The sequence below is a fragment of the Bradyrhizobium sp. Ai1a-2 genome (assembly GCF_000426245.1).
Taxonomy (GTDB): Bacteria; Pseudomonadota; Alphaproteobacteria; order Rhizobiales; family Xanthobacteraceae; genus Bradyrhizobium.
In genome coordinates, this window is sequence record NZ_AUEZ01000014.1 from 92,474 (window position 1) to 110,083 (window position 17,610).

Annotated in this window: 5 protein-coding genes; all 5 read right to left on the minus strand. The window is 64.4% G+C overall.

The genetic code is table 11. The features are described 5' to 3' along the window. Nucleotides 1-351: 351 nt before the first annotated feature. The 5 genes from K288_RS45365 to K288_RS45375 all read right to left on the minus strand — a co-directional run bounded on the left by K288_RS45365 (nt 352) and on the right by K288_RS45375 (nt 17,486). Complete coding sequence (locus K288_RS45365) at nt 352-12,468, minus strand: filamentous haemagglutinin family protein (RefSeq protein ID WP_152535493.1); 12,117 nt, start codon at nt 12,466-12,468, stop codon at nt 352-354. Nucleotides 12,469-12,629: 161 nt separating this feature from the next. Continuing rightward, the gene (locus tag K288_RS0112495) at nt 12,630-13,631 is read right to left on the minus strand and encodes a FecR domain-containing protein (RefSeq protein WP_051334504.1); all 1,002 of its coding nucleotides are present in this window, start codon (nt 13,629-13,631) and stop codon (nt 12,630-12,632) included. A 100-nt stretch (nt 13,632-13,731) separates the two neighbouring features. Further along, the gene (locus tag K288_RS0112500) at nt 13,732-14,244 is read right to left on the minus strand and encodes a sigma-70 family RNA polymerase sigma factor (protein WP_027579856.1); all 513 of its coding nucleotides are present in this window, start codon (nt 14,242-14,244) and stop codon (nt 13,732-13,734) included. Beyond that, a complete protein-coding gene (locus K288_RS49545; RefSeq protein ID WP_051334505.1) occupies nt 14,241-14,822 on the minus strand; it encodes a secretin and TonB N-terminal domain-containing protein in 582 nt (193 codons plus the stop codon). The genes K288_RS0112500 and K288_RS49545 overlap by 4 nt, the downstream gene beginning before the upstream one ends. Nucleotides 14,823-15,353: 531 nt before the next feature. Beyond that, entirely contained in the window at nt 15,354-17,486 is a 2,133-nt protein-coding gene (locus tag K288_RS45375) for a VWA domain-containing protein (protein WP_160168966.1), read from the minus strand. Between the last annotated feature and the right edge of the window lie 124 nt (nt 17,487-17,610).

Below are 17,610 nucleotides of genomic sequence, written 5' to 3' on the forward strand. Positions count from 1 at the left end.
CGGTCATTGCTTGGCGCCGAGATTGCTGGCAATGGATCCTGCTATCTCGGCAAGCTGCCCGGTTGGCCAATCACCCCTGTCAAGGGCGAAAGCCAGCAGGCGATCGGAGCAAGCAGCTTCACCGAACCGGCCCATCCAGCTTCCGCCCTTGTCAAGGGTTTCACCACGAAGCGGCGGCAACAGGGCCGCCCTTGAGGACACAAGGCGAGATAGCTGCATTCCATCGAAATCGACGCCCCAATCCAATCATTGGAGGCATCGAACGGAGGGCGGCCACTCCGGCTCTGTTGCCACCCACTCAATGGAGATGAGATGATGATGCGGCTTCCGGCTACCGGCAGCCAATTCGCGTCAATGCTGGTTCTGAACTGCGTGGATCAACTTGCTCCGCTCGTCCTCGGTTAAGTCTTTCATCTGCTCGCTTGTGAATTCGCCATTGCCAAGCACGCGGAACATGCCACTGCGATCGTAGCGTGATTCATTTTCCGTACGCTCGCCATTTCCGCGTCGCCTGTCATTCTGTTGTTGGTCCTGCGGCTGGCTGTCGTCGCGACCTCCTCCGCCACCGAAGCCCAGGAACTCGACCATGATGATCGAGGGCCGGTCGTTGGTGCTGGGCGGGGTTGGCTGAGCCTGTTGCGTCGCAGCCGTCAGGTTGTTGCTGGTGGACAGGGCCGCGACCGGCGGCGGCTGCACGGTGGGAACGCCGGTGACATTGCCCTGCGCCTGGATGTTGGCGGCGTTGACGATCTGCAGCGCCGCGAGGTTGACATCACCCGAAGAACGGATGCCGGCTTCCCCGGCATCGATGGTGCCGAGCGGCGCGATCAGATCGACGTCGCCTCTTGGGATAGCCGGGATCGGATTGAGGGTTGCAATGCCCGCGCCCGAAGATGGCACATTCGGCGACAGCACGACGTTGCCGTAATCATCATAGACGCGGCGCGGCGGCGTGTAGACGATCGTGGTCTTGGCGCCGCGGCCGGCGTTGATGTCGCCCTCGGCCGACCAGGCCAGGATGTCGCCACCATAGGTCGTCATGATGCGCGACAGGCCGAGCAGGATCGAGCCGTGCGAGTACATCTGGATGTTGCCGGAGCCCTGGGTGATGACACCCGCCGAGCCCGGCGGCACCTGCCCCTCGACGCCGACCACGATCTGGCCACTGGGTGCGAACATCTGGATGTCGCCACCGACGAGGCTGCGTACCCCTGCGCCGCCGAACATGATGATATCGCCGGCGCGAGCTTCGGCGCCCGTGTCCGGAAACAGCGTGGCAATGGCCTCGCGGCCACGGAGATAGGACTGGAAGCGCGTGCTGTCGGGATCATTGTATTCGCGGCCGCCGGCTTTCAGCTCGGCGAAATAGATCTGCCGCAGGAAGACATTCTGCTGTTCGGGCGCAAGCTTGGCGAAGAAGGCGCGGGCTGCCGCGGTAGTGCCGCTGAAGGCATAGCGCTGCTTGAGCCAGTCGGCGAGCTCGACCTCGTAGGTCTTCGCCACCTTGCCCGGCTGATCGGCAAGCGGCACGCCGATCGTTGCCAGATTGGCGGGATCGAGATAGCGCGCAGCGAGCGCCGCATAGTCCGGCCCGGCCGCGCCGACACCAGCCTGCATCAGGATCGAGGCGCCGGGACGATTGTCGCCAGCCACCAGCGGTCCGATCGAGGTGATCGAGCCCTTGTCGGCCTGGTAGATGTTACGTCCGGCGGACATCTCAAACGTGCCTGGACCCGCGATATCGAAATTGGCGTAGATGATGTCGCGTCCGGCCCGCACGACCGACACGTCGTCTGCGTCGGCGTGATAGACGATATTGCCGTGCGTCGTCGCACTGTAGCGATTGGCACTTGCGGAATTGAATTCTCCCGTACCGACGATGTCGCGGCCGGCGATAATGCGCACCGGCTTTGCGGCGATGTAGAATTTGTTGACCGACTTGGGAGAAGCTTGCTTACCGTCCCTCGTAAAATCGACGATCTCGCCAGTGCGGAGCCCCACGATATCGCCCTCGACCGCATAGAAGCGCTGCGGCTCATCATCGCCGGCATGGAGATTGGTGGTGATCGTGTCGCCGCCGAATGTAAAGAGCTTCCCGATGCCGTCGCCGTCAGGACTAAGATTGTTGTTCGATTGAGTAGAAATCGTCGTGAGCCCGTAGAAGGCCGGCCGGAACGGTGTCGGCACCGCCGACGGATCCGCGCCCGACATGGCGATCACCATGCCGCCCGCATAAATCGAATTGCCGGCGAGGATCTCGAGCTGGCCGCGCGATGACGGCGCCAGGATGAGCGACCTGACCGCCGAACCGTCCAGGCGCGGCGAGCCGTAATAGATGCTGCCCTCCGGCGCCGCGGCACGCAGCGTGCCGGGATAGTCGGGAGAGACTGCCGTGACGGGGGTCAAATTGCCGCCGGCCGCGAACAGATCAATGGCGGTGTGGTCGGTCCACAGCGAGAACCAGGTATTGCCGCCACCGGCAAAGAACGTCGTCCCGCCGGCGTTGGTGATGGTGTAAGGCGTCATGTTCTGCGCCCCCGCTCCAATTCCGCGGGCTCCGGCGAGACCCGCATTGTCGGCCTGGCCCAGCACGAGATCACCACGGGCGGAGAACGACGTCGCCGCGTCACCCAGGACCAGCGCCGGCCCGCCGAATGCAACGCCATAGCCGGCCGTCCGCGAGTCGACAGGGCGCGGATCGACGGTGAGGCCGTTGACAAAGCCGTAGGCCAGATCGATGCGGCCGATGGAGCCAGCGTCAATATCGATGGTGCCGCGAACATTGGCGATGACACCGGTCTTGTAGGTAAAGCCGGAGACGGTGCCGCTCAGATTGATGTTGAGATTGGGATCGAGCGGATTGAGTGCACCGCCGATACGGAGCCTGAGGTCGCCGCCGCCGGTCTGCAGCAGACCATCACCCATGACACGGCCACTGCTGCCAATAGCGATGTTCAGCGCCTCGCTGGCAACATTCGTGCCCGTTGCACCAAAGGTCCTCATGATACCCGCATCGCCGCCGATGCTGACGTCGACGTTGCCGCCGCCCAGCGTGCCGAGACCGGTAAAGCCCTTGATGCCGTTGATGGTGTAGGTGCCGAAGTTGATCCACCATGCGGTGGACTGGCCGGATATATCACCGCCCTGGCGCCAGAGCCAACTGCCGACTTCGTTGGAGCTACCGTTCGCGAGGCCCGTGGCATTCCCTCCCACGTTAAGGGTCAGGTTGCCGCCGTTCTCGGGATACCAGGCCTGATAGATACTGGATGGCCCCCGCACGAGCCCTTCATAGGCCGCGTATGTTGAGCCGAGGACGCTGGTGCCGAGTATTGCGCTAAGGCTCGATGTTGTCATGAAGCCGCGCACCAGGTTGAACGGATCGCTGCCGTTCGCGCCGACATCTTTCGACTGCGTGCCGGCGGTATAGACGCCGAACAGCGAGTTCATCCTGAAATCGCCGCCGGCGTTGAGATCGAGATCTCCGGTGCCGGTGCGGAGGACACTCAGGCCCAGCACGTTGCTGCTCGGACTGCTGTAATGCAGGTCGTTGAGCACCATGTCGCCGGTGCCGTCGACATTCAGCCTTCGGCTGTCGGCCGCCGTGGTGTCGGCGCCGCTCGTGAACCGCATCGACCAGGATTGCGAGCCGGCCGCGAGCATCGGCGCGATCGCCCAGATCTTGCCCTGCGTTCCGTCGGAGCCGGCCGGCCGTAACTGAACCGTCGTACCTGAAGCCAGGATAGTGCCAGCCGGCAGCACGTCGCCGGGCCTCAGGACGACCGGTGCGTTGAGTGTAATGTTGGCGCTGAAGACGCTGAGCGTCGTGCCCTTGGGGACCAGCGTGGCGCGGATCGCCACGGTGCCATTTGGCGCCCCCGCATTGACGGACGGCAGAACCGTGCCGGCGGCAAATCGCGTTCCCGCATCGAGCTGGACGTTGACCGTCTCGCCGGCGCGGAACTGAAGCTCGCCCGTGGGTCGATAGATATTCGCCGTCGCGACCCAACCTGTTGCAGCCCATGCCGGTACCGGAATCGCCCCATTTGCCACGAACTCGAACGGCACTGGGACGCCACGGCGTAATGTTACGCCCTGCCTCACGGTGATGTCGAAGCTAAGGATGTTGTTTCTGGTTGCGCCGGCAGGAATCGTCGTCGTCGTCCCCGAGGCGCTGCCTGCCAGCGTCCCGGAATAAGCGATCGCGTCCGAGATCAACGTGCCCGTGACACGCCAGCCGTTGTTCTCCGTGGCGGTGACGGCCGGCGGCGGGACAAACCCGTCGGTAATGCTGCCCTTGATGGTCAGGTCACCGCCTGCGCGCATGGTCAGCGTTCCGACTTCGCCCGAGCCGTAGACGGAGGTCCGCTGAGTCTCAGGATGGAGGCCGTTGTAGCGGTAGCGCGAGAGATCGATGTCGCCGTCGACTACGAGATTGCCGTCGGCCGTAGCGCTGGCGATCACGACACCCGGACGCAAATGGAACACCGCGTTGTCAGCCGTATCGTAGGCTCTCAACCCGGCGAGCCGGCCCAGGAGATTGCCGTTTGCCATGGCTGCATCGATGAAGGCCGTGCTCTGGGCATGGACGCCGTCGAGATAGGCCTGGTTGATGACCTGGGTCGGCGTGCCGTCGGCATCGGGCGTACCGGCCGATGCGTCGGTATAGGTGCGCATGCCGTTCACGGCGATACTCTTGGCGCCGAGAATGGCGAGCGGACCTCCGGCGTTGATGCCGATGTCGTTGCCGCCGCGGCGCGGCGCGTTGAGGTCAATCGTGCCGCGCATGATATCGTCGGCCGAACGCACGTCGATGGTGGCGCCGGACGACAGCGTGAGATCGCCGGTGCCGCTCGTCAGCTCGATGATGGCGCGGTTCGCCGCATCGATCGGCTGGCCGTAGCTGTCGACGCGCAGCTGCGTGCCGTGGGCGTCGAGCGCCGCGCGCGCGCCGAGCGTCAGCCCGTCGCGGGCCGCCAGGCGGATGCTGCCGACCTGCTCGCCGCCGGCATCGACGCGGCCATTGACGGTGAGGCTGCCGCCATCGACCGAGACCGAGATGCTGTTGGCCTTGAGCTCGTCGCCGACGACGAGATGGGTGCCTTCCTTCTTGATCTGGAAGCTGCGGGCGCCGAACACTTCGCCGTCCGTCAAGCGCCGGTTGAGGCCTGCAAAATCGGCAATGGTCTGGGCGCGGACATCGATCTCGGCACCGAGGTAGGAGACGATGGTGCCGCCGGCATCGTACTGGCCGGTCGCCGAGCCGAGGATCGCGCCATTGAGCGTGACGGTGCCCGCGTCCGCATCGACCGCCGTGACCTTGAGCGTGCCGCCGTTGTTGCTCCTGGCCGAGAGATCGATCACCGAGCCCGCCGCCTGCACGACGTCGCCATGGTTGCTGGTGAGGATCACATCGCCGCCCCAGCTATACTTCTTGACGTCCACCATGGCGATCGCGCGCCCCGCCATGTCGATCACGGCGTTGCCGGCCAGGGTCACGTCGCCATCAGCTTCAACCGTCAGCTTGCCGCTCGGCAGCGCGATGGTGCTGGCGATCGAGACGGTCTGGCCCTTGAGGCCGATTTCCGCACCGGTCACGTCGGTCTTGGCCGCAGCCGCTCCGGTTCCGGACAAGCTGAGCGCACCGCCCGCGGTCATGCGGTTGATCGAGGCGCCCTCGCCGGTCAGCAGCGGCGTGATCAGGTTCAGATTGCCGCCTGTGTACGTGTCGGCGCTGGTCCCGCTCTTGTAGACGGAGAAGGTGTTCCTGTTGTTGGCGGTGACGCGTTCGCTCGCGGTCAGGTTCACCGTGGAGAAGCCAAGCGCGAGATGGTCGAGCGTCAATTGCGTATCTGGCTTGGTGAACTTGCGGTAACCGAACACGATCTGGTCTGCGAGGACCTCGAGCGCGCCGCTGCCGGTGCCCGGGCCGCCGGGAACAACAGGCGGCGGCGGGTTGCTTCCAGGAGCGTTGTTGGAGCTGCGCGCGACGCCATTGCTGATGCCGTTCCAGATCAGCGTGCCGGTGGTGATGCGGGCGGTGTCGCCAGCATCGCCGAGGCCGTAGATCGCAGGCGTGTTGAGGACCAGTTCAGCCAGGCTCGATTTGCCGGTGGCTGGATCGATGGTGTCGAGGGTGGCAGAACCGAAGAAATTGATCGAGTTGCCGGCAGAAAGGATCAACGTCTCGACCTTGGGTACGCCGATCCCGCTATTGCCTTGCAGCAGCGAAGCCAGCACCTGCTGGTTGAGGATCAGGCCGTCCGGCAAGACGCCCGCGGCGATGGCCGCATCGAGCGCAGCGTTCTCGCCGACATTGATGCTCGGCACCGAGAGCGTCATGTACTTCGCGCCATAGCTGGTGCCTCGGTCAAGCGCGAGGCGGCCGGCGCTGCTCGTCGCGAAGACGAGTGAGCCCTCCGTGTAGAGTTCGGCCTTACCCACCTTGATCCCGGCATTGCTGCCGCTGCCGGCGTTCGTGCTGAGGACGTCGAGCAGACCGTTCGACAGGGCCAGGAGATTGACCGCTGCGTCGACGCTATAAGTGTAGCCGTCGGCCGCCGAGAACGGCGTGGTGCCGCCTTGGCCGAGCGTGGTGATCTTCGCACCGTCTTCAATGGTGACGCCGCCCGCGGCGGCGCCGAGGAATATCTCCGGCGCCTGCAAAACCACGCCCGCGCGCACCGTCAGCGTGTTGGTCTTGCTGCTCACCCGGACATAGTTCAGGCCGCTGTCGAAGACCTGGTAGCTACCGAGCGACATCCGCGCGGCGCCAATCGCATTCAGCTCGTCTGCCTCGATCGAAACGAAGCCCGCGGTACGCGCACCACCCTCTGGAATGATCTCAAGGTTGAGTCCGCCACCATAGTAGTCGCCTTCGACGCGCAGAATGCCGCCATAGCCGCCCGCGGCCGGCATGAACAAGGCCTTGCCGTCGAAGGTCAATGCCTGCGCCATCGTCGATGGCTGATCCGCAAAGTCGAGGTAGAGCGTCTTGCCGTCGACCGGCAGGATTGGACGCACTGCTCCGAGGCGGGCTGCATTGGCAACCAGGAAGTCGGCATAGCCGGTCTCGTTATATTGCGAGTGAGTGCGCACGGTGTCGCCAGGCGTCACGATCATCCGCGTCGGCAGCGCGTCCCTTATGCTGGTGTTGGCGACGCCCTGATAGCCATTGATGAGCCAGGAGCCGTTACCTGTGGCAACGGTGCCATAAGGACGTGTCGTCGTATTGCCGATCTCGACGCGATAGGCCCCCGGCAGCAGCGCGTAGCTCGCCGGCATCAGCGTATACGTTCCGGCAGGAAGACCGGGAACGCCTGCCGGAATAGTGATCTGCCGTCCGACACCCGGCACAGATCCGCTGCCTGCGTCGATCGGCGCATAACCCGAGTGCACACCCGGCACGATGGCATAGACCTGATTGCCCTTGGCACTGTAGCTATAGGCGGGATTTGCGTTAGCCAGCGCTGTCGCCAGGACGTCGACCGAACCGCCGCGTCCTGAGATGAATCCCGCCCCGCGTAGCTCGCCACCACCGGAGAGATCAATCAGCGCACCTTGGGCGACGCTGAAGGACTTGCCCGCAAGCGTCACGCCGGTACCGATGGTCCCGAATATCGAATCGGTTGGCACGCTGACCGCCGCGCCATTGTAGGAATAGGTGATGCCGTCAACGGTGCCGCCATACGGAAGCACCAGCCCGTTGGCGCTGGCCGACGTGATGCTGCCCGGCAACAATTTGACCGTCTCGGTGATCGGCAGCGGTGGCGTGGTGAACGTCTGCGTCGCCGAACCGAGGGTGATCGTACCGAGTGGTGCGCGCAGAATGCCGCCCTGCTCGATCGTCTGGCCATAAACGGTAAGCTTGCCGAATACGGAATATGGCAGATCGGGTATCTCTGTCGTCGTCCGGCCAAACCGGACGAGATCGGTCGCCGAGATCGTCACGTTGGTGCCGGTCGCAGGATAGATCTGCGCGGCATTGAACTCCAGCACACGGCTTCCGTTGACGCCAGCCACCAGCCGGATGTCGCCCCGACTGTTAAAGGTGGCGGTGTCGAAGCCGGCAAAGGAGAATGGCCGCGTGCCACTGAGCAGTTGTAAAGCGTTCGCTACGCCGCTGAGGCCCAGAGCTTCGAGATCGATCAGATCGGCGTCGACGACCAGCTTGGCACTCGTCGTCGGTACTACGCCGGCTAGAACCCCGCTGCCCGCCTTCGGATAGATCGCGGAAGTGATCGGTGAGTCTGCGACTGCACGGAATGCGACATGCGGCGCCGCGAGCCGCACCTGCATCGCCGATCCATCGCTGGCGAACACGGCCTGATAGAGCTCGATCTCGCGGCCGACCGAGAGATTGACGTTGCCGTCGAAGCGAACGACATCGCCATACGCTGAGAACGTATCAAAGCCGCCGGCCTTGATCTGCGCGACGCTGATGCGGCCGGTGCCGATCCGCAGCGGGCCGTCCGAGCCGCTCGCTTGATAGTCCTGGCCGATGACCAGCTCGCGGACATAGCGGACGTCGTCCGGAGTCGGAGGGGCGCCGAACGGGGTCACATAGCGCGGCGTCTCGAGCGTCAGGACCAGCGTGCCGCCCGACGCCCCGGCGCCGCCCGCAAAGGCGCGCATCGTGCCGTCGAGATAAAGCCCGTTGAACGAATTGAGCGCGATGGTGCCGCCATTGCTGGCGACGGTCACAGGCTGGCTGTCGGCCTTCAATCCCGCCGCGAAGTCGATAACCGCGCTGGTGCCCGAGGCATCGAGCACGGCGCCCGGGCGCACCACGACGAAGGCTTCCGCCGCCTGCGCGATCCTGGCCCCCGCCCCCGAGACGGTACCGTCCTCGCGCCTGGTCCGGTCGCCGATCGTGATCGTGCCGCCGTCCGGCACCACGCCGTAGGTGCGGCCGTTGGTGTCGAGTGCCGTGACCGCCCGCGCCGCGACATCGATCACCGCATGGTCGCCGATCCAGACCGAGCGCTGCCCCGGCGTCGGGTCGGCCGAGGCATTCCCCAGGGCCGCGCCGTTCACCTGCAGCACCTCGACGGTGCCGCCCGGCGCACGCAGCGTGCCGTCAACGGTGACCTGGCCCGCGCTCTGCACCGTGATGGTGCGGCCCGGATCGACCGTGATCGCCGCACCCTGGCCGATGGCGATCTGCCCGCCCTGGAAATTATTGCTTGATTCCAGCACGAGGTCCGCGCCGGCGCGCTGGGTCAGCACGCCGTGCAGCGGGTCTTCCTGATATTGCGGCGGCGTCCAGAGTTCGAAGGCGGCCGCGGGATCGGCACCGGTCGGGACCGCAAAGCTCGCGCTGTTGAAGCGATACACCGGCACCTCGACGTCGATCGCCGTGCCGTCGGCGACGGCGAGCTTCTCGTGCCCGTTGATGTCGTACTTTGAGAAGCCCTTGCGGAACAGGTCCGGTGTCAGCAGCAGATCGGTCGCGTCGTGCGGCGTCTCGCTCGCGCCGATCACGATCGATGCGCCATCGATGGCCAGTGTGCCGCCGCCGTTCACGCCATAGCCGCGAATGTCGCCATCGAGAACCAGTCTGCCGCCGATGCTCGGGATGCCGAGTTCGTCGTAAGCGAACAGCGCGACGTTGCCGCCCTTGCCGCCGCGGGCCTTGCCGTTCTGCATGATGGCCGCGCCGGACGACACGTCGATGGTGCTGCCGCCTTCGATGGTCACACCGTAACTGGACTTCAGGGTCACATCGCCGCCATCGAGATAGGCCAGGCGGGAGAGATCATCCGAAGCGAGAACGCCGTTGGTCCACACGCCGCTGACATCGATAGTCGCGCCGGCCGCAAGTGTGAACTGAGGCAGTCCACTCGGCGGCGCTAGGAAAATCGGGGTTGAACCGACAACATCCCGCTGCAGGATATTGGTGACGGTCACGCGACCGCTGTGGGCGGTGATGTCGGCATTGATGTCGACAGTCGGAGCGACCAGGAACATGTTGCCGCCATCGGCAAGCTTGACCGGCGCATCCACGCTGACCTTGTCCTTGGTGGCAATATTGAGACCGCCGAGATGGGCGTCATTGAGCAACCCGGCATCGAGATAGGCCGTGTTGCTGCGATCGGACGCGAGGGCGTCGGTGGCATTCATGCCGTCGGTGACGGAGGCCACATCGCCGATCTTCACGTCGGTGATGTAAGCGTTGGTCAGACCGAGCGCATTGTACTGCCCGAGCGCGAGCGTGCCGGCCTGCGCCACCACGTTCTGCGCTGCCTTGTAGCCATCGGTGATGCCATCCGGCCGCGAGGTCGACTGCCGCTCGCCCTTGACGACATCGGCCAGGATGTCGCCCTCGAAGATCGCGGTCGGCGTCGACAGGATCAGCCTGCCGGCGTCGCGGCCGACGGTGTAGCCCTCCTCCCAGCGCACGCTCTCGCGGCCCTTGCCGAACGGGCTGGTCCAGACCTCGGTGACGTTCCAGCGCTCGTGCTCGCGGATGAAGCCCTGGCCGAGGCCGTAGAAGGTCATGTCGGCGCGGGCATCGTTGATGTTGTAGAGCCGGCCGTCCGGCCCGAGGAAGTTGGTGGTGCGGATGTAGCCGGCCTCGTAATGGACCGAGCCGCCGGAGATGTCGAACACCGAGCCCTTCTGCGCGATCACCTCCGGCGCCGACAGCGTGATGGTGCCGCCGACCGCGCTCCATTCGCCGATCCTGTGCGCGGTGTTGGCGAGATAGCCGCCAACCTCGAGCAGGCCGCCCGGCGTGTAGTAGCGGTCGCCCTCGTAGCCGCCGGTGCCCGACGGCACGTAGATCAGGTCGCAGATGTCGATCCAGACGTCGGCGTTCTTCAAGGCATTGCTGTCGCGGTTCTGCGGCGAGTCGCGCAGCTCGTTGCCTTGGATATTGATCATGATGTTGTTGGCCGCCATCGCCAGCGACACGTTGCGGACGCCGGAGACGTCGATGGTGGCGCCGTTCTCGGTGAAGATGCGCCCGCCGGCGGAGACCGCCACCTGGCCGCCCTGCGCGATGGTCAGCGAACCTTGCGACGTACCGCCCTTGAAGACCACAGTGCCGCCGGTGACAATCTCGATCCGCGACTGGTCGAGGCGATCCGCAAGCAGCGACAGATTGTTGAAGGCGCCGCTCGCCTGTTGGCTGCGCTGCTGGTTCGCGGTCGCAGAGGCTGCGATCAGCGCGCCGCGCTGGCTGTCGAGTGCAGTCTCCTCGCTCTCGAGCTCGGGGATGACGGTGGTGAGGCTGCCGGCGCCGAGCGTGACGCTGCCCAGCGTGTCGGTCGCCGAGTTGAGCAGATGGATGGTGCCGCGGGTGTTGACCGAGGTCGAGGCGACCAGGATGCCGTTCTGCTCGACCGTGCGGCCGGCCAGCGTGATGTCGCCCTGCGCGCTGAACACCATGCCGTCATTGCGCACCAGTCCGGCAAGGCTGCCGCTGCGCAACACCGGCGCGATCTCATTGCCGCGGGTGGTCGAGGCGATGTTCTGGTCGGTGCCGTAGCCCGGCCGCAGCACGAAGTCATCACCCGCCGCGAGTTGGGTCTGGCCGTTGGACGTCGCGATCGCGCCGGCATTGACGACCTGGCCGCCCATCAAGAGCACAAAGCCGCCGCCTGCGGTGACGGAGGCCGGTGCATGGGTCTGGATCTGCGCCCCGGCCTCGACCTTGACGACACCGCCACCGGTGCCGTTGCCGAGCAGCGCGGCCGCATCGGTGAAGCTTGGGGTCCAGGTCGAGCCGGTCTGGGCCGAATAGATGCCGCTCAGGAACTGGTCGTTGCTGATCTTGGCGGTGGAAGCAATCAGCGCGCCGACATTGATCTGGCTGCCGCCGCCGAAGATGATGCCGTTCTGGTTGATGACATAGACTTGGCCGTCGGCCTTGAGAGTGCCGAGGATCTGGCTCGGCCTCGCATCGGTGCCGAGCACGCGGTTGAGCGCCACCCAGTCGCGGTTGCCTCGCTGGTCGAAGCTAAGATCGGTGCGGCTCCCGACATTGAAGGTGTCCCAGGTGAGGATCGCCTTCTGCCGGGTCTGCCCGATATTGACCCTGACCCGATCGCCGTCTGCGAACTGGGTCGGCAGCTCGGCCCCCTGCCACAGATCGGATCCCGGAACGGCGCCGGGCGCCCTCTGCAGTCCACCCACGCCCAGGCCGTTCGGGATCGAAGACGCATTAGCCGTGGCGCGCGCGGCATCACGGGCCACCTGCTGGCTGGCCTGCTGCGCCTGGATCGCAAGCGTCGCCCGCTTGAGCGCATCCGAGGACTGGCTTGCGGCGCGGGCGGCTTCCTGTTGAGCCGATTGCGCCGCCGCCATCGCCGCCGCTGACGGCGTCGGCGCCGCGCTACCCAACGATCGCGCGTAAGCGCCCGGGGAGGCAAGCGCCAGCGCAAGGGCGCTGGCGCCCGCGAGAAGGCCGGTGCGATCGCGACGTGGCGACAGGGTGACGCGGCGATTTCCGAATTTGCGCACGGGCACAGCAAGACTCCTTTGGGCAGAACGACCGCGACCAGTGGAAAGCCGATCGCCGGGCCAGCCACCGAGATCGCGGAAGCCCTACCCCAAGATGAAAGCTCGAGACGAAATGCGCACGGCACGCGAATAGAAAATCGTCGGTAGTGAAGTGCCGCCGATATGCGTCAGCTCAACAGTGCGATTCCACCAGGCAGGAGACGCACACGTGCATCAAAGGCCTGCTTCAGCCGGGGCAGGATGTCGTCGAGCTGATCCATCCGGAAGCGTCCGCTGACCGGCTTTTGCGCCAAAGCCGGATTGATCAGAACGATCCTGCCTGGTCGATAGCGATTGATCTCCTCGACGACTTTCTCGAGCGGAGTTGCCTGGAAGACCACGATTCCACTTTGCCAGGCCGCTTCGACGTCCGGATCGACCGTAACTGTCGTTCCGAAACCCTCCGAGTTGCAACGCACCTGCTGTCCACGTCTAAGTTTCCTCGTCTCGTCATTCCGCTCGATCCGCACCTCGCCTTCGAGACAGGTAACGCGGACCAGGGATACCTCCGCAAGGTGCCGCACATCGAACCTCGCGTTGTTCGCCGTCGCGGTGACACGGGCCGCCTGCACCACAAGCGTTCGATTTGCACCCGGCGGCGTCGCGAACGCAGCCTCGCCGCTGATCAATTCCACGCGGTCCAACGCGGCCGCCCCACCCAGGGCTATGCTTGTCTGCGTATTAAGCTTGACCGAGACTTGACCAGGCAATGTGATCTGACGCTGCTCGCCGCGCGAGGTGCGGTAATCTCCCTCCAATTCGGCCCACGACGGCCACATTCCAAGGGGAGGACGGATCACGACATAGGACGCCGCCGCCGCGGCAATCGCGCCACTCAGGACCGCCCGGCGCGCCATGGTGCGGCGCGACTGACCTTTCAGAACGGCCGCGATGTCCTCGCGGTGATAGAACCGCCCACCGACCGTGCCGATGGCACCCCACACCCGGCTCGCTTCCGCCAATGCCGCAGCATGCGCCGGGCTACGCGCGCGCCAGCGCTTCAGTTCTTCGGCATCGTCCGACGTCGCCTCGCCGGACAGCAGCCGCTGCACCCAGGCCACAGCTTCGCGCCGTACGAGCTCAGGCTCGATCACAGAACGATCTGCCTGACGATGGCTTGCGTCACTCATGATGCCCTCGCATACATCCTTAGCGAAGGATTCGCCGAGGCGCGGTCATTCTCAATGCGCCTTACCCTCAAGATGATTTTCGCGGCTCGAATGCGCACAGCTAGTCCTTCATCTGGCTGCGCCGCAGCACGCAGTATTCGTGCGCGAGGTTCAATTCCTTGGACACCAGCCGCAGCGATATTGCGAGACGGTCGGCTATTTCCTGTCGTGGCATTCCATCCATGCGGGCCATCAGCAAGATAAGGCGTCGCCGGGGAGGCAGCTCCGAGAGGATCGTTTCCAGCGCCTCCAGCTCCGAACGCGCTTCGGCGGCCTGGGCCGGATCTGGCGCCTCATCGATCAGGAACAGCAATTTTTGGATCTCAACGGCCGACAGCAGCCGACGCTCCGACCGGCGGCGCTCCTGCGCCATATTGAAGACGGTGCGAAAGAGATAGCTTTCAAGACTGCGTACCGGGCCGAGCGTTTCGGCCAACGTCAGCCGCAACCAGGTATCCTGCAACGCGTCGGCAGCCAGATCCGTCGAGCCGACACGCTGCGCCAACTTAGCCTTGATCTCGTCGTAGCGGTCCACCAGCAATTGGCGGAGCGCGCCGAGCGTCGTCTCGCTCATGGCTTGGCCTCGACGGCGCGCGTGCGATCGCAATCCATTGTTACGCCCAGAGACTTGGGCACCACCATTGTCAGGACGGGTTGTTGGAATCCGTCGGGCGGCGGGGCCCCGATCTGCAGGTCCCGCAACGTTTGATCAATGACCCGATCGAGATCGGAGTTGCCGGCCGTGCCGAGCCGCTCGTATCGCGCAACCCTGCCTGAAGAGCCGATCCAGAACAAAGCCGCGACCCGGTACTGGCCATGATATCCGTTGACGTTCGCACACAACGCGCGCCTGAGGCTCGCCTGGATGCGTCCATAGTAGTAGTCTTGCACCGGCCCCGACGCCGCTTGAACAGGCAGTTGCTGGTTCGCCGATTTGGGGTTCAAGACGAAAGACCCGTCTGGCATGAACTGCGCCGAAAGGCCTGTCCCATCCAGCAGACGCCAAAGCGCCGTTTCCGGCGTCAACACGCCCTGTGCCGGCGCCGAGACAAGGCCCTGCACGAGCGCGGTGTTGTAGAGCACTTCGCGGCCGGTGAGGTCGCCATAGCGATTGAGAGCTGCAGCCAGGGGCTGAGGCGCCAGATCAAACACCAGGGGTCCGTCTGCCCGCGTTGCCGCAGCTCGCACCTGGTCGGCTATCGCTCGGTCAGTTATCGCACATGCGGCGATCGCAAGAACGAAGCGCAGTACGCCATGCAGGAAACGAAAGGGTCGAGTCGATGATCGAGCGCCTGTCCCGAGAGGAAGGCAGCACAAGAAATCCGTACTCAACAACCGAGAAGTCCCTGCCCAAGCAAGCCGTTCTGACAATTACGCAGCAGCCAATCGTAAGGTGCATAATTGACACCTTTGTGTCGGGCCGACCATTTCCTGGAGTACCAGGGGACTCAACCAATTATTTCTGGAAAAGCGTGCGCATCGGTGTCGCCAAACGCATCTTAGAAGCGTAACCGCAAGTTTGTCCTGCTGGACTGCTACGGAACGGCGGTCAGCTCGCACATGCCGAGCTGACAAGGCGGACGCGCCATTCCAGTCGGTTCGATCGCAATCGCGCTCGCGGAGATGCAGCAAAGTCCAGTTGGACCACACGCGGATTTGCATGCACTCACTTTCAGCACCTACCTACTTTTTCAATTCCGCATAGAGCTGCACCACACGCCGCGGCAGCACATCGATGCGGGCCACGCGTAGTACGCGCCGCTCTCCGAATATTCGATCGAGTTGAACAAACGGGCCGTGACCGACACCGAAACCAAAGATGTCAACCCCGTGTCGCCGGAGTTGATGCATCGCGCGCCGTGCATCCTCTGCAAGATATTGGGCTTCTGGCACGTCGACGTCGGACGGCTCGCCATCGGTCAGCACCAAGAGAACCTTGCGGAATGCTCGCTGTTGCGAAAGATAGCTGCCTGCGTGCCGGAGCGCAGCTCCCAATCGGGTCGAATGGCTGCTTTTCAGACCGGCAAGTCGCGAACGCACAATTGCGTCCATTTTTTCTTCAAAACTCTTTATGCGGAGATATCGCACCCGCTCGCGCCCGTCGGAGTTGAAGCCGTGCACGGCGATGGCATCATCGGCGGCTTCCACTGCTGTCGTGATAATGGCGGCCGCCTTCCGTTCGACGTCAAGAACCGTTCGACCGAAGGAATCATGGTCGGCAGTGGATTGGGAGAGATCCAGTAGAAGAAGGATGGCAAGGTCGCGCGGCCCCGGCGCATCCCGCAGATAGATCCGAGGCTCGATAACACGTCCCGCACGCCGCTCAGTCATCAGAGCAATGGCCGCATCGATATCCAGGGTATCGCCGTCGCGCTGACCCTTGTATCTCTGTTGCCGGCCTATCGATGCATCACGCGTGACCGTCGTGACACGACGTGTCGCATCCTCGTCAAATTGCAGCTCGTCGGTCATCGATGAAATCGCCGCATCGGCCTCCAGGATCGTCGTCCAGTCCGGACGCTCGATGCGAGCGACGTAGTCCCATTCCGGATAGGTCGCGACGGGGAGCCCGTCGAGCATAGCGATGGCGCTGGCTCGCGCGCGCAGGGATTCCTCGGGCGGCGCCGTTTCATCCGATCTGTCGCCCCCGGCATCGTGGCGGCGTTCGATGCGGACGGAATCGACCGGATGCTCTATTTCTTCGACTTGGCCGTCTGGCTGTTCGCCAAAATCCCATAGCGCCAGATTGTCGTCACGATAGGCGGGTTCGACAACGTAGCTCTTGGCATTGAACTGCAGCCGCATCTGTCCCAAGTCATTACCCAATAGTCCACCAATCTCACGACTGATCGCTGGATCGCCCCAGCGATCGGCCGCCGCCTCGAACAGGGTGCACCCCTTCCCAATCCACGCATCGGGATCCGCATAATCAGGATCGATCAAAGCCCGCGCCAGGCGCACCATCAGGCCTGCGGCCGTTGCCTGCGGAGATGGCGCCGCCGTGTGAAACGGCAGCCAAAGCCTGCGCAAGCCGGGCATATCGCGCAGCGCCAGCGCCTCGACCCGGGCATCTTCCATGAGCGATGTCAATGCAATCTGGAGCGGCTTCAGTCGCCCTACGGGAAACCTCACGCTCGAATGCGCCAGATGGGCGCCTGCATGTGCCGAAGCGGCAAGATAGATGTCCTCCGCGCGCTCACCCGCGAAACCGGGATAGGTCGCAGGCAATCCCAGCATGCCGCCAGCGAGCGATGCCCGCCGTGGCACCGCGGGCATCGCTGCCGCCGCAAGCTTGCGCAGCCTCGGCTTTTTGTTCCAGAGCGCGAGCATGGTTGCGCCGAGCCGCTTCTCCAGGCACGTGAAGTCGTCCCCCGATGCGCTCCCGCCATACAGCAGGCGCGTCGAGAGCGCATCGTCGAGGCCAAAGAAGGCTCGTCGACGCGCCGCGTTGCCACCTGCAGCGCGTAGTCCGCCCGAGACCCAAACGGAAAACTCCTCCGCGGTTGCATACAGCAGAAGCTGTTCCAGCCGACTCACAACAAGGGCAATGGATTCAGGTCCGTCATCAGCCAACTGCTCAAGGGCATCAAAGACGGCCGTCAGTTCATCGGTCGTGGCGCCCCTCTCGAGAACCTTCGGCAATTCTGCGAGTAACGCGTGCGCAACCCGGCTTCCGCTGACCCGACCGATATCCCTTACCCCCTGGCCAATCGCGATTACGTCCTCGATCGACCGTTGAGCGGGCCATTGCCCCGACAGGCGCAAGAAGCTGAGGACAACGGCTTCGCCGAGATTGGCCTCGAACAGCTCACGCACGATGTCGTTCCAAGCCGACACTGGCCCGATCGGATCCCGCCGCTCCTCCAGTGACTTCTGCGCAGCCTCAACGGCCCCGCGAACGGTGTCATGTCCGCGTAGCCGCTCTGTAAGTCGGCGTTCT

Excerpts from the sequence above, each read along its gene's own strand:
- K288_RS0112500 (WP_027579856.1), bottom strand. The coding sequence starts at position 14,244 with ATGAGCGAGACGACGCTCGGCGCGCTCCGCCAATTGCTGGTGGACCGC.
- K288_RS0112495 (WP_051334504.1), bottom strand. The coding sequence starts at position 13,631 with ATGAGTGACGCAAGCCATCGTCAGGCAGATCGTTCTGTGATCGAGCCT.